The organism is Terriglobales bacterium, from assembly GCA_035561515.1.
Classification (GTDB): domain Bacteria; phylum Acidobacteriota; class Terriglobia; order Terriglobales; family Acidobacteriaceae; genus DATMXP01.
In genome coordinates, this window is record DATMXP010000007.1 from 180,477 (window position 1) to 193,908 (window position 13,432).

The following is a 13,432-nucleotide window of genomic DNA, read 5'->3' on the forward strand; positions in this document are numbered from 1 at the left end:
AAGTTATGAGAGTCCGATGACTCGTCCTGTCTTCGTGTCGATGTCAATTTCGTAGTATCCCGGACGAGTGGAGAGCCCCGGCATCGTGCTCATTTTCCCCAGTAGCGGATACAGAAAACCTGCTCCGACGCTCGCGCGAATATCTCGTACCGGAACAATAAAACCCTTTGGCGCACCTTTGAGTGCCGGATCGTGACTCAGGCTCAGGTGCGTCTTCGCCATGCAAATTGGCAAGTGATGGAATCCTTGACGCGTGTACAGTTCAATTTTCTTTTCGGCTTCAGGCGAATACTCCACACCAGCACCGCCATACATTGCGCGAACAATGCACTCGATTTTCTGTTTGATGCTGGCATCGTCCGAATAAAGGAAATGGAAGTCGCTCGGTTTTGCGCATGCTTCCATTACGGCTTCTCCTAGTTGTATTGCTCCGGCACCGCCCTCGGCCCAGTTATCCGTCATAACTGCGTCTTCGGCTCCCGCAGCGAGCGATGCGCGTCTCACCACTTCAATTTCCGCATCTGTGTCGGTACTGAAGCGATTAATCGCGACCACAACCGGAATACCGAACTTTCGCACGTTCTCAATGTGCTTCATCAAATTCGTGCAGCCGTTTTGGAGGAGTTCGAGGTTCTCTTCCGTATAAGCGCCGGGTAGCGATTTGCCCGCCACCACCTTGGGACCGCCTCCGTGCATCTTCAATGCGCGAATGGTTGCCACCAGCACTGCGCAGTTTGGAACCAGACCGCTCTCCCGGCACTTGATATTGCAGAACTTCTCCAGTCCGATATCGGCGCCGAAGCCTGCTTCGGTGATCACGTAACCGTCTTTGCCGACGAGTTTCAATGCGATCTGGTCGGCGATAATCGACGAGTTTCCATGCGCGATATTGGCGAACGGACCCGCGTGTACAAACGCAGGAGTGCCTTCCAGGGTCTGCATCAGGTTCGGCATGATCGCGTCCTTCATCAGCACCGTCAAAGCACCGCCAACACCAAGGTCGTCCGCGGTGATGGGAGTGCCTTTGTAGTCTGTACCGATCACGATGCGGCCAAGCCGTTCGCGCATATCGGCAAGGCTCGTGGTCAACGCAAGGACCGCCATGATTTCGCTCGCAACGGCTATGTCGAATCCTGTCGAACGCGTCACGCCTTTCTCGTCGGGACCTTGCCCGATGATGATTCCGCGCAGCATGCGGTCGTTCGTGTCGGTTACACGCCGCCAGGTGACGCTTTCCGGATCGATATCAAGCCGCGCGAAGAGCGACCGCTCGTCCGCGGTCAGGTCGTTCGGATCTCGTTTCGTGATCCCCAGCTTTCGCAGCCGGCGAATCATGATGGGACTAAATCGTCGGCTGCCGTCTTTCTCCGAAGGGCAGAGGCGCTCGAAGAGCTCTTCATCCGTCTGTTCACGCTCGTGGAGAATACGTGTGTCGATGGCGGCTGCCAGCAGATTGTTAGCAGCCGTGATGGCGTGAATGTCCCCCGTCAGGTGGAGATTGAAATCCTCCATCGGGATAATCTGGCTATAACCGCCGCCCGCCGCCCCGCCTTTGATTCCGAAGGTCGGGCCCTGGCTGGGCTGCCGGATGCACGTGAATACGCGCTCGCCCATGTGAGCCCCAAGCGCCTGGCTCAATCCCACGGTCACCGTGGTCTTGCCTTCTCCCAAGGGTGTGGGAGTAATCGCCGTAACCACCACATATTTGCCGCCGGGTTTTCTTTTAAGTCTGTCCAGGATCGTGAGTTTTACCTTCGCCTTGGTGGCGCCGTATGGCTCGAGTTCGTGAGGCAGGATCCCGGCTTCGTTTGCTATGTACTTGATCGGAATAGGGATAGCTGCCTGTGCAATCTCAAGATCGCTGGGAACAACAGGTCTCTGTGCTTTCTTTTCAGCAATTCTCTGGGACCCTGTGACTGCTGAAACTCCCGGAAGGACGTCAATTAAGCCCATCGACATAGAGGAGATTTCCCCCATTAAAAAGCCGTACATCTCAATAATACTATGATAATATTTAAATGCCAAGAGGTCCGCTTGGCAGGTTGCGCCTATGAACGCTTTAGCTTCATCACGAAGTTCTCGCGTGATGTCACGCTACGCCGAAGCGCTCCTCAACCCATCTGCATTCGCCATCACCTGGGAACTAGTTCCCGGCCGAGGGGCAATCGAGAAAGCACAGGAAGCTGTCCTTATTACGGCCGAGCAGGCGGCTCGCACTGGCAAGGTTCACGCACTCACCATCACTGACAATCCGGGTGGAACTCCGGCATTATCTGCGGCGATGCTCGCCAGCGATGTGGCGAAGCTGGGCGTCGAGCCGCTGATTCACGTCACTTGTAAAGACAAGAACCGTAACGAACTCGAAAGCTTGCTTTACGGCCTTGAGCGCGCGAGCGTTCGGAATCTGCTGGTGATGACCGGCGACTATCCCAAGGATGGATTGTTGGGAGCGCCTAAACCGGTCTTCGACCTGGATCCTGTCACGCTGTTGTGGCTAATCGGAAGGTTGAACGAGGGCGCAGAGATTCCAACGTTGAAGGGCAGCACCAAGCTCACTCCGACCAGCTTTTTCGCTGGAGTGGCAGCGAGTCCCTTCAAAGTCCGCGAAGCCGAGCAGATGGGCCAGTACTACAAGCTGGCGAAAAAGGTCAGGGCTGGCGCGAAATTCATCGTCTCGCAGATTGGGTTCGATGCCCGGAAGTTTCACGAACTGCTTCTGGTAACGAAAAAGTTAGGTTCCGGACAGGTTCCTGTGGTCGGAAACATCTATATGCTTCCGCTGGGAGCGGCCAGACTGATGAACAGGAACGGTCTGCCCGGATGTATCGTTTCCAACAAGTTGCTCGCGGAGATTGAGCAGGAGGCGACTGGGCCGGACAAGGGGAAGCAGAAGCGGATCGAACGTGCCGCAAAGATGTTCGCTGTCTTGAAAGGTATGGGCTACGACGGGGCACATATCTCGGGCTTCGCAATGACCTGCGACGACTTAGAGCAAATTATCGGGCGTGGAGAGGAACTAGCCGGAAACTGGCAGGATCTGGTGCGGGAATTCGAGTACCCGTCTGAAGACGGCTGGTACTACTTCGAAAAGGATCATACGACCGGCCTGAACTCCGATCTCCCAGCACAGCGAGGCCCGCGGAAGAAGGTCACCGTTGGCTATCGCGCATTCAGGGCCCTGCACGAACTGATGTTCGAAAAATCGGGACCGCTATTCGGACCGATGCAACGCCTCTCGCAGGCCGTGGATGGCAGCCGCTTGGAAGGCGCGTTTACCACATTCGAGCAGGTGATAAAAGGGTTCGCCAACGAGTGTCTCCATTGCGGCGACTGCGCGATGCTCGACACCGGGTATCTCTGTCCGCAGAGTCAGTGCCCTAAGAACCAGCGCAACGGTCCCTGCGGCGGCAGTTTCAACGGATATTGCGAAAAATTTCCGGGCGAGCGCGAATGCGTCTGGATTCGCACGTATGAGCGGCTGAAGAGTGAATCTAAAGAAGATTTGATCGGCGATTTTCAAGTACCACCGATTAACTATGAACTCGCCAACAAGTCGTCTTGGATCAACTTCTACCTAGGACGCGACCATTCGGCCGAGCGGATCGGGATCGCCAAAGTTCCACCCAAGAAGAAATCCGGACCTGCCTGACAGCGTCTTTCGAGAGGACTACTTCTATGTTGATCATCGGAGAAAAGATAAACGGTACTCGCAAGTTAGTTGGCAAAGCGGTGCTCGAGCGCGACGCTGATCACATACGTCGCCTTGCAATTTCGCAGGTAGAAGCCGGTGCCGACGCCTTGGACATCAACGCGGGTACGCCTCCCGATCGTGAACCTGACGACATAGTCTGGCTGATCAACACCGTGCAGGAAGTCGTGGACAAGCCCCTCTGTCTGGATAGTCCGAATCCGGCAGCTTTGATTGCCGGTCTTAGCGCAACGAAGCAGTTGCCAATCATCAACTCCATTAGCGCGGAGCCGCACCGGCTTACGGGCGTGCTCCCGCTGGTCGCCCGGCATGGCTGCCGAGTGCTGGCGCTCGCGCTGGATGGCGGCACGATCCCGAATACGCCGGAAGGCAGAATGGGGATCATCCGTCGACTGTTTGAAGAGACCCGCAAGGCGGACGTCCCCGACAGCAACATGTACGTCGACGCCCTGGTTATGTCCGTAGGGACAGACAGCAATGCGTGCCTCGTCACTCTTGCGACCATGCGTGCGATTCGCGCCGAGTTTCCGGACGCTCACCTGACCGCCGGACTAAGCAATGTCTCTTTCGGATTGCCGGCTCGAACTCTGCTGAACCGTGCATTCCTTACGCTCGCTATCGAAGCCGGGCTGGACTCCGCGATTATCGATCCAACCGACCGCGGAATCATGGAAACCCTCTACGCCACCAACGCGGTTCTTGGCAAAGACCGTCATTGTGCGCAGTACAACCGGGCTTTCCGCGCAGGCAAGATCGGCACCAAGCCGGAGGAAAAGAAGCCCGAACCCGTTGCCGTGAGTTAGCGTCTAAGTCACTTCCAACGGCCGCGATGTGACGCTGGTCACAGTGATTTGGGTACAAATCGAAGTGTAATGAAGCCATGGCGGCGAAGTGACGCATGAAGGCTAAGCTCATTGCATGTCGCGTGCTCATCGAGGAAATGCGTGACTTCATTCCCGAAGACATCGACACGGAGATCTTTGACATCAGCCAGCACACTCGACCAAAGCTGTTGAAGGATTCGCTCCAGAGTGCAGTCGATCGTGCGGACGGGAAGTACGACACCATCCTGCTGGGATACGGTCTTTGCTCCAACTCCGTCGTCGGCCTGAAGGCCAGCCATTCCCAACTGGTGATACCGCGCATGCACGACTGCATCGGTATTCTCCTCGGATCCCATCACGCGTATCTCCGGGAGATGACGAAGGAACCGGCATTCTTCCTTACGAAGGGCTACATCAACGGCTACATCACCGACAAGTGCGGGCCGATGGAGGAAATGAACGAAGTGGCCTTGAAGTACGGTCGCGAGCGCGCCGAAAGAATTGTCGCGGAGATGATGAAGCACTACTCCAGGCTGGTATATATCCGTCCGCTCGATCCTGCCACCATCACACGCGACGAGCAATATGCGCACGCCATGGCAGACCACTTCGGAATGCGCTTCGAGGAAAGAGATGGCGTCCACGTTGTACTAACCCGGCTGGTGAGCGGTGAGTGGAACCATGATTTTGTGGTTGTTCCACCCGGGCAGGAAGTGACGTTAGAGCAGTTCATGAACTGATTATTAGGAGGGTGCAATGCCCACGATGGAAGAGATTAAGAACGCGCTGTCAGATCTGAATGAAGACACGACGCTGCAACTGGTGCAGGACGCCCTTCGCGAAGGACATCCGGCGTTCGAAATTCTTAAAGCCTGCCAGGAAGGAATGACCGACGTTGGAAAGCGGTTTGAATGCCAAGATTATTTCGTCTCCGACCTGATGATGTCCGGCGAAATCTTCAAGCAAATCAGCGCATTGCTCGAGCCGCATCTCAAGGCAGGAGGCGCACAGTCCGCTGGCAAGATCGTGTTCGGAACCGTGAAGGGCGACATTCACGACATCGGTAAGGACATTGTCATCAACATGCTGAAGTCGGCAAACTTCGAAGTGATCGATCTCGGTGTCGATGTGTCACCCGACAAGTTCGTCTCTGCCATCAAGGAAAGTGGCGCAACCGTCGTTGGCATGTCTGGCTTGTTGACGCTTGCGTTTGACTCCATGAAAGCCACTATCAGCGCACTCGAAACAGCAGGCGTTCGCAAACAGGTCCGCGTCATGATCGGCGGCGGCCCGGTTGACGGAAACGTTTGTAAGATCGTTGGCGCGGACGATTGGGGTTCCGACGCCCAGCAGGCGGTAAAGCTCGCAAAGGGCTGGCTCGAAGCGGTTCCAGCGTAGGTTTGCTCCCGAAAGGCTGGGTCTTCAGTGAAACCAATGAACACCGCCGATTGCCAGGTCACGTTTCAGCCGATCGGTAAACGCGTTGTCGTAAAGGCCGGCACAACTCTCCTCGATGCTGGACGGTTGGCTGGCCTTCTGCTTTCGGCGAACTGCGGCGGTGTTGGCATCTGCGGCAAGTGCCGCGTCAACGTCAAAGGCGACGGACTCCTCGCGACCACCGAGACCGAGCACTCATTTCTGGGCGAGAGCGCCATTGCTATTGGCGATCGTCTCGCGTGTGAAGCACGCGTGGCCTCTTCGGTCGTAGTCGAGGTGACGGCGGAAACATCCGGCTTCGGACAGAAGCTTCAGATCGAAGGTCCACAAAAAGAGGTCGAATGCGACTCCGGCATTCAGGCTGTGCGGACCCACGTAGCTCCACCGTCCCTCGACGATGCCCGCTCCGATTTTCGCCGCCTTTGCGACGCATTGCAGCGTGAGACCGGACAATCGAATTGGACCGCGCTCCCGGAAGCCGCTCGGCAGATCACGGACACATCCCGCAAACAGAACTGGCGATTGAGCACCTATATAGAAGGTTCGGAAGTCATCGGCGTATCAGCTTCTGATCGTCCTGTGCTCGGCCTGGCAGTTGATCTCGGATGTACGAAGATTGCCGCGTACCTCGTCGATCTCGCCAGTGGGAAGCAAATTGCTGCTGACGGCGTCCCGAATCCGCAGATCCCGTATGGCGAAGACCTGATCTCGCGCCTGGTGACTGCGAGCAAGTCCAACGCTGACGCCCAGGCTCTTGCCACCGCGGTACGCGCATCCATCCGTGAGCTTGCAACAGAGTTGTGCTCGCGGTCGGCGGCAGAAATACACGAGATTACCTCGTGCTGCATCGTCGGAAACACTGCGATGATGCACCTGTTGCTTGCGCTCCCTGTTGCCCAACTCCTTCATGCACCATTCATCGCTTCCACCGACGCCGCCCTCGAACTCCGAGCTTCCGACTTGGATCTGCAGTTCGCCCCGGCCGCCCGGGTCCGGATATTGCCGAGCATCGGCGGGTTCGTCGGCGCCGATCACGTTGCCATGATCCTCGCCCACGGCATCGACTCCAGCGAGAAGATCACGCTTGGTCTCGACATCGGCACCAACACAGAGATCGTTGTCCATGACCCGCGTACCGGATCGTTGCTCACCACCTCCGTTCCTTCGGGCCCAGCGTTCGAAGGCGGTCACGTGAGGGACGCCATGCGCGCGGCAACCGGAGCCATCGACAAGGTCTATTCCAGCGCCGGAACGATTCATTTCCATGTCATCGACGACACCCCACCCGTGGGCATCTGCGGTAGCGGCATCGTAGATCTCATCGCGGAACTATGGCACCTCGGATACATCAATTCCCGTGGTCATCTTCAAGCCCGTGATGAACGCGTCCGCAAAGGGCACCACGGTCTCGAATTCGTCATCGTCGATGGCGCCGATTCCGGAATCGGACGCGACGTTGTTCTTGCTCAGCGTGACATCACCGAAATTCAACTCGCGAAGGCTGCCATTGCCGCCGGCATCGCCACGCTGCTCGATATTGCCAATCTGCCCCCCGACTCCGTTCAGGAGGTCGTCGTGGCGGGGGCATTCGGCAGCAACCTGAATCTTCGCAGCGCCATCGGAATCGGGCTGCTCCCAGCCTTCCCTAACGCAACATATCTCCAGATTGGCAATGCCGCCGGCACCGGCGCCACCATGGCCTTGTTATCGAGGAACGAACGAGCCCACGCCTGTACCATCGCAGACCGTGCCACTCGTATCGAGCTCAAGAAACACGAGGTTTTCAACCGATATCTTGCTCGTGCCACGCAGTTCTAGTCCTGCCTCTGGAATCCATCAGAGTTCCGATTGCATCGAATCTGAGTTGCGGTTCTTGGAGCGTAAGTGCGTCTGCGCCGTTCTCTTCAAATATTGTTGGCAGTCAATTTCCTGTCCTGCTTGGCCTTAGCCCAGCAGGTCATCAAGATTGACCTCCGCGACGCCACAGGAGCCGCCATTCCGAACGCGCACGCCAAAATTGCTTGTTCGGGATATTCACGCGACCTCAACCTCTTGGAATCCGACCCCACTGTTCGAATCCCCGGTAACGCCAGCGACTGCCAACTTGCCATTCATGCTGAAGGCTTTCGGTCGAAACTACTGCAGATTCAGCCACGAACGTCTGCGCTAGAGGTCGTCCTGGTGCCGGGTGTCGTTCAGCAGTCGGTCACCGTCACGGCATCGCGCTCGCCGCTTGCCCCCGCTGACTTACCGATTACCGAGACTACGTTTACCGGTCGTGAACTCGTCAGCAACCCATCCGTCACCGTCGATGACAAGCTCCGGCAGCTCCCTAGCTTCTCGCTCTTTCGGCGCTCCGGAAGTCAAACGGCCAACCCGACTACGCAAGGAGTGTCTCTCCGCGGACTCGGAGCCAGCGGAGCCAGCCGCAGTCTGGTACTCGAAGACGGTATCCCGATCAACGATCCCTTTGGTTCGTGGATCTACTGGGGACGCGTCCCTGTGCAGGGGATTGAGCAGGTAGACATCGTCGAAGGCGGCACGTCTGACCTCTACGGCTCCAGTGCTCTGGGCGGTGTTATCAACGTTCGCACGCGTGCTCCTCAGCAGACCGCACTCTTTGCTGAAAGCTCCTTCGGGTCGTCAGCCACACCGCTCGGTTCGGCGGGCCTAAGCCTCGCGCAGGGGCCATGGAATGCTTTCATCAGCGGAGAAGCTTTCAAAACCAACGGTTACATCCCAGTCGCGCCGGACGAACGCGGAACAGTCGATACACCTGCTGCTTCTCGCCACCAGAATGGATCGATTCTCATCGGCCGCTCACTCCAGCAACTCGGAAGCATATTTCTGCGCGGAAGTCTCTTTGGAGAGTCACGAGAGAACGGCACTCCGCTCCAGATCAACAGCACCACCATCCGCCAGCTCTCAACGGGCGCCGATCTGAACACTGCTGCGGGCGTATTCACGCTCCGCGCTTACGGTGGTACCCAGGCTCTACACCAGACTTTCAGTGCCGTGTCGTCCGACCGGAACTCCGAATTTCTGACCACCGATCAACGCGTGCCGGTGCATCAGTATGGATTTTCGGCCCAATGGTCGAAAGTATTCCGCGGCAAGCACGTTGTCACCAGTGGGATCGACGGCCGCGATATCACCGGCGACACCAATGAGCTTCAATTCGTTTCTGGGGCTCCGAATGCTTACTACATCGCCGGCGGCCGCCAACAGTCATATGGCTTCTATCTCGCCGACTCGTACCAGTTGACCTCCCGGTGGATGCTGTCTGCTTCTGTTCGAGCCGACCTATGGCGCAACATCGACGCTAGTTCTCGTCGCATTCCTTTCCGGGCAGCAACGACGGTCACGCCATTTGAGAATCGTTCAGAGTGGGCCTTCAGTCCCCGGGTGGGGCTAACGAGAAGGGTAAGCAGCCGGGCTTCGCTTCATGCTTCCGTATACCGGTCGTTCCGCGCTCCAACCTTGAATGAACTCTATCGGCCATTTCGGGTCGGCAACGTTCTCACCCAGGCGAACGCGAATCTTGGCGCGGAACATTTCACGGGAGGCGAAGTCGGCTCCGTAGTCTCAGTGCCGGGCGACGTCATCCTGCGAGGCACATTTTTCGCCGGGGTCCTTGATGGACTGGTGGGAAACATTACCCTGAACACCACCCCAACACTGATCACCCGGCAGCGCCAAAATCTTGGGACGGTGCGGGTTCGCGGCTTCGAACTTCAGGGCGAAAGGCGTTTGTCGTCAAAGTTCAGCCTAGCTGCCGCATACCAGTTCACAAGCTCGATCGTCACCGACTTCGAAAGCGATCCGAGCCTCATCGGTTTACGTGTTCCGCAGGTTCCGCGACATTCGTTCAGTTTCACTGCCGGCTATGACAACCCCCGCATTGTCGCTGTGTCTCTTCAAGGACGCGCCGTTGGCAGGGAATTCGACAACGATCGCAACACACTTCCTCTTGATCGATATTTCACATTGGGTGCACAGGTCTCGCGCGACATTGTTGAAGGCGTCGCCCTTTTTGCCGCTGCTGAGAATCTGCTTAATTCTCGTTATGCAATCGGTCGTACGCCGGTGACGACCATCGCGGCTCCCGCCCAGGTTCGTGTCGGTCTCAGGATTCGTATTTCCCGGGCAAAATAGCCATTACACGTTCAGGATGTAACGTTCCATTGCCCGGGCGAATCCTTCTTCCTCGTTGGAACTCGTGACGTAATCTGCTTCGCTCTGAATATCGGCAGTTGCGTTACCCATCGCAATGCTCATTCCGCTTTGTTGAAACATGCAGACGTCATTTTGCATGTCGCCAATCGTTGCAATGGACGAAGGCGGAATATCAAGCAGTTCGGCCAGCAGCAGGATGCCTTCCGCCTTGTTCGCCGCAGGATGCGTTATATCCAGGTAGTAGTTCTGGGAGCGAAGCGCCGACACCGCGCCAGCGAATGCCTGCTGTATCTTCTTTTCCGCTGCTGCAACCGCGTCGAAATTCTCCGAGACGCCCACGATCTTCGCCACTCGATCCGAAGGGATCACTTTGAAATCAGGTACCACCGTGGGGTCGAACTTCACCGCATGTTGCTCGTGCTCAACATAAGGTCCCTTCGGATTTCGCACAAACCAGTGGGTATCGGTGTAAACCCATACGTCGATCCCGGTGCGCGGCACCTCTTCGAGCAAGCGCTCGACGACGATCGGTTCCAATAATTTTTCGCGCCTGATCGTCGTCAGGTCAGCGTCGACCACGAGCCCTCCATTAAAGGCCGGAACGGGGTCGGTCAATCCGATCACGTCGCCAATTACTTTCAAAGCTTGTGGAGGACGGCTGCTGATGATCGTGAACCGGATTCCTTTCGCGCGCAGAGAGCGGATTGCCTCGAGTGCAGCGGCCGTTATGGTCTTGTCCTTGGTTACGAGCGTTCCGTCCACGTCCGATACGACCAGGCGGATCGTGTCGCCCTCAGGCCTTCCAGTTCTTGAAGGAGACACAGTATTCACCATCTATGTTGAGAATCCCCGATACACTGTTGCACTGAGAATATCAGCCCGCGGATAACCACTGGATAAATGACCATCGATGCCACACTTCCGTTCGCCTTTATCTCCGCCTTGGCGTGGGCGTATCTCTTGTTAGGACATGGGGGTTTTTGGCGGATCCAACTGCCTCCACGCGGGAAGCCGCTTAAACCTGCGCGAGTGGTCGCAGTTGTCCCTGCTCGGAACGAGGCGGCCGTCATCTCGTCGTCGATCCGATCCTTGCTGGCACAGGCTGACGTCGATCTTACCGTTATTCTGATTGACGACAATAGTTCAGATTCGACTGCAGAAGTCGCGCGTGCCGCAGTGTCTGGCTGGGATCGGCTGATTGTTATTCACGGAACGGAGGTGCCCTTCGGTTGGACGGGCAAGGTCTGGGCCATGCAGCAAGGCGTCGTTGCGGCACAGACGTTCTCGCCGGAGTATCTTCTATTTACTGATGCTGACATCGAGCACGATCCTGACAGCATCGCGAGCCTGATCGCCATTGCCGAAATGCGTAATTGCTCCCTTGCTTCGTACATGGTTCGGCTCCACTGCGAGACCGTTGCGGAAAAACTGCTGATACCCGCTTTTGTCTTTTTCTTTTTTAAGCTGTACCCGCCCCGCTGGATTGCAGATCCAAGGTTGCCGGTTGCAGGAGCGGCAGGCGGCTGCATTCTGCTCAAACCAGAAGCTTTGAAGTCAATTGGCGGCCTTGAATGCATCCGCGGCGAAATCATTGATGATTGCTCGCTCGCACGGGCAGTGAAGCAAACAGGCGCTCGGCTTTGGCTTGGCGTCACCGACAGCGCAAGAAGTATTCGACCGTATGGCACATTCGCTGAAATCGGGCGCATGATCTCTCGTACCGCTTTTAACCAGCTTCGACATTCTCTGCTGTTTTTGCTGATTGCGGTCGTCGGATTGCTCGTCGTCTATGTCGCGCCTTGGGTAGCTGTATTCTCTGGGGGTGTGCGGACGTGTGCCTTGGGCGTGCTCGCAGTTGTGCTGATGTTCATTGCTTACCTGCCGATGATCCGGTTCTACCGCTTACGCCCATACTGGGCACTGACGCTGCCCGTCGCCGCCATCTTCTATTTAGGGGCTACTCTGAGCTCCGCTATTCGTTACTGGTCTGGTCGCGGGGGCGAGTGGAAGGGAAGGGCCCAGGACGCTCGGCTACATACCTGAGAATGCAAAACAACTGCCGAATTGCCGGCGCTAGTCATGCCTTTGCAACTCATCCCATTTGCTGCACGGCAGGTTGTTCAATCTGCTGCTACGTCGTACATTTATAAATGCACAATTGTGTCGTTTAGCTCGAAATCACTTCTATGAACATTAGACAATTTAGAACTGCGCTGTTAATCGCAGTCGTTTCTTTGGGTTTTGCCGGCTGTAGCCAGAAGGGCAACCAGGCCGCTGCCGCCGGTACGGGCGCGCCTGCCGCCCGGGTCAAAATTGTGAAAGCTGCACCGCAGCCGGTTGGGCAGTACACGGAGTATCTTGCGACTCTCAAGTCCCGCAACTCCTCGATTTTGCGCCCCGAAGTGGAAGGCCAGATCACGGAAATCATGGTCCAGTCGGGCGACCGTGTGCAGCGCGGAACCCCATTGCTCCGGATCGATCCCCGCAAGCAGCAAGCTACGGTCAACTCTCAGGAAGCAACTCGCCGTTCGCGGATCGCGAATCTGGAATGGGCACGGACGGAGTTGGAGCGTCGCAAGAAGCTGGCTGATGCCGGCGTAATCAGCAGACAGGATCTGGAGCAGGCACAGACTCAGTACGACGCTGCGAAGGCAGATGTCGATGCGCTTGAGGCGAGTGTCCGTGAGCAGCGTGTCCAGTTGCATTACTTCACCGTAAACGCACCTGCCGCTGGAGTCATCGGCGACATTCCCGTCCGGGTTGGTGACCGCGTCACCAGCACCACGATTCTGACCACCCTCGACAAGGGCGGTGAACTCGAAGCGTACGTTTCGATTCCGGCCGAAAAGGCAGGCTCGGTAAAGCTCGGGACTCCCGTCCAGATCGTCAACGATGCCGGTGACGTTATTGCCACCACCAAGGTGTCGTTCATCTCGCCTCGAGTCGATCCCGATACGCAATTGCTCCTGGTGAAGACCGACGTGCCGAACTCGAATGGACAGTTCCGCAATGATCAGGTGGTTCATGTTCGCGTCGTCTACTCGCAGCAGCAGCAGATCCTTGTGCCGGTCACTGCCGTCGTCAGGCTCAGCGGTCAGCCTTTCATCTATGTAGCCGAAAACAATGGCGGCCAACTGGTGGCAAAACAGCGCGCCGTACAACTCGGCGAGGTGCACGGCAACGACTATGTTGTCCTGAACGGTGTCAAACCGGGCGATCAGATGATCGTTACCGGAACGCAAGTTCTCGCCGACGGCGCACCTGTCGCGCCCGCTTCCTAGGAGCC

Annotated in this window: 10 protein-coding genes; 8 read left to right on the forward strand and 2 right to left on the reverse strand. The window is 57.0% G+C overall.

Going from position 1 to position 13,432, the window contains the following annotated elements:
* Positions 1-3: 3 nt before the first annotated feature.
* Complete coding sequence (locus VN577_02055; GenBank protein HWR13584.1) at positions 4-1,959, reverse strand: formate--tetrahydrofolate ligase; 1,956 nt, start codon at positions 1,957-1,959, stop codon at positions 4-6.
* Between the two features lie 127 nt (positions 1,960-2,086).
* Between VN577_02055 and VN577_02060 the strand changes: the two genes are divergently transcribed.
* The 6 genes from VN577_02060 to VN577_02085 all read left to right on the forward strand — a co-directional run bounded on the left by VN577_02060 (position 2,087) and on the right by VN577_02085 (position 10,125).
* The gene (locus VN577_02060) at positions 2,087-3,649 is read left to right on the forward strand and encodes a methylenetetrahydrofolate reductase C-terminal domain-containing protein (protein HWR13585.1); all 1,563 of its coding nucleotides are present in this window, start codon (positions 2,087-2,089) and stop codon (positions 3,647-3,649) included.
* Between the two features lie 26 nt (positions 3,650-3,675).
* The gene (locus VN577_02065; GenBank protein HWR13586.1) at positions 3,676-4,512 is read left to right on the forward strand and encodes a dihydropteroate synthase; all 837 of its coding nucleotides are present in this window, start codon (positions 3,676-3,678) and stop codon (positions 4,510-4,512) included.
* A 95-nt stretch (positions 4,513-4,607) separates the two neighbouring features.
* Positions 4,608-5,273 carry a DUF1638 domain-containing protein gene (locus VN577_02070; protein ID HWR13587.1) on the forward strand — a complete coding sequence of 222 codons (666 nt, stop codon included), beginning with the start codon at positions 4,608-4,610 and terminating at the stop codon, positions 5,271-5,273.
* Positions 5,274-5,289: 16 nt separating this feature from the next.
* Positions 5,290-5,931: a cobalamin-dependent protein gene (locus VN577_02075; GenBank protein HWR13588.1), complete on the forward strand. Its 642-nt coding sequence runs from the start codon at positions 5,290-5,292 to the stop codon at positions 5,929-5,931.
* 36 nt (positions 5,932-5,967) lie between these two features.
* Entirely contained in the window at positions 5,968-7,788 is a 1,821-nt protein-coding gene (locus tag VN577_02080) for an ASKHA domain-containing protein (protein ID HWR13589.1), read from the forward strand.
* A 66-nt stretch (positions 7,789-7,854) separates the two neighbouring features.
* Positions 7,855-10,125, forward strand: a complete 2,271-nt coding sequence (locus VN577_02085) for a TonB-dependent receptor (protein HWR13590.1) — start codon at positions 7,855-7,857, stop codon at positions 10,123-10,125.
* A gap of 3 nt (positions 10,126-10,128) precedes the next feature.
* Here the strand turns inward: VN577_02085 and VN577_02090 are convergent, their stop codons facing one another.
* The gene (locus VN577_02090; protein ID HWR13591.1) at positions 10,129-10,968 is read right to left on the reverse strand and encodes a Cof-type HAD-IIB family hydrolase; all 840 of its coding nucleotides are present in this window, start codon (positions 10,966-10,968) and stop codon (positions 10,129-10,131) included.
* A gap of 78 nt (positions 10,969-11,046) precedes the next feature.
* On the opposite strand from VN577_02090, the gene VN577_02095 reads away from it, so the two are divergent.
* Both VN577_02095 and VN577_02100 read left to right on the forward strand, forming a co-directional pair.
* Positions 11,047-12,189 (forward strand): glycosyltransferase, encoded by a 1,143-nt coding sequence (locus tag VN577_02095; protein ID HWR13592.1) that lies wholly within the window; start codon positions 11,047-11,049, stop codon positions 12,187-12,189.
* A gap of 143 nt (positions 12,190-12,332) precedes the next feature.
* Complete coding sequence (locus tag VN577_02100) at positions 12,333-13,427, forward strand: efflux RND transporter periplasmic adaptor subunit (GenBank protein HWR13593.1); 1,095 nt, start codon at positions 12,333-12,335, stop codon at positions 13,425-13,427.
* The last annotated feature ends 5 nt before the right edge of the window (positions 13,428-13,432 follow it).

What these genes read in the sequence shown, in the direction of transcription:
- VN577_02100 (HWR13593.1), top strand. Translation starts at nt 12,333, where the DNA reads ATGAACATTAGACAATTTAGAACTGCGCTGTTAATCGCAGTCGTTTCT.
- VN577_02055 (HWR13584.1), bottom strand. Translation starts at nt 1,959, where the DNA reads ATGTCGATGGGCTTAATTGACGTCCTTCCGGGAGTTTCAGCAGTCACA.
- VN577_02065 (HWR13586.1), top strand. Translation starts at nt 3,676, where the DNA reads ATGTTGATCATCGGAGAAAAGATAAACGGTACTCGCAAGTTAGTTGGC.
- VN577_02075 (HWR13588.1), top strand. Translation starts at nt 5,290, where the DNA reads ATGCCCACGATGGAAGAGATTAAGAACGCGCTGTCAGATCTGAATGAA.
- VN577_02060 (HWR13585.1), top strand. Translation starts at nt 2,087, where the DNA reads ATGTCACGCTACGCCGAAGCGCTCCTCAACCCATCTGCATTCGCCATC.
- VN577_02095 (HWR13592.1), top strand. Translation starts at nt 11,047, where the DNA reads ATGACCATCGATGCCACACTTCCGTTCGCCTTTATCTCCGCCTTGGCG.
- VN577_02080 (HWR13589.1), top strand. Translation starts at nt 5,968, where the DNA reads ATGAACACCGCCGATTGCCAGGTCACGTTTCAGCCGATCGGTAAACGC.
- VN577_02070 (HWR13587.1), top strand. Translation starts at nt 4,608, where the DNA reads ATGAAGGCTAAGCTCATTGCATGTCGCGTGCTCATCGAGGAAATGCGT.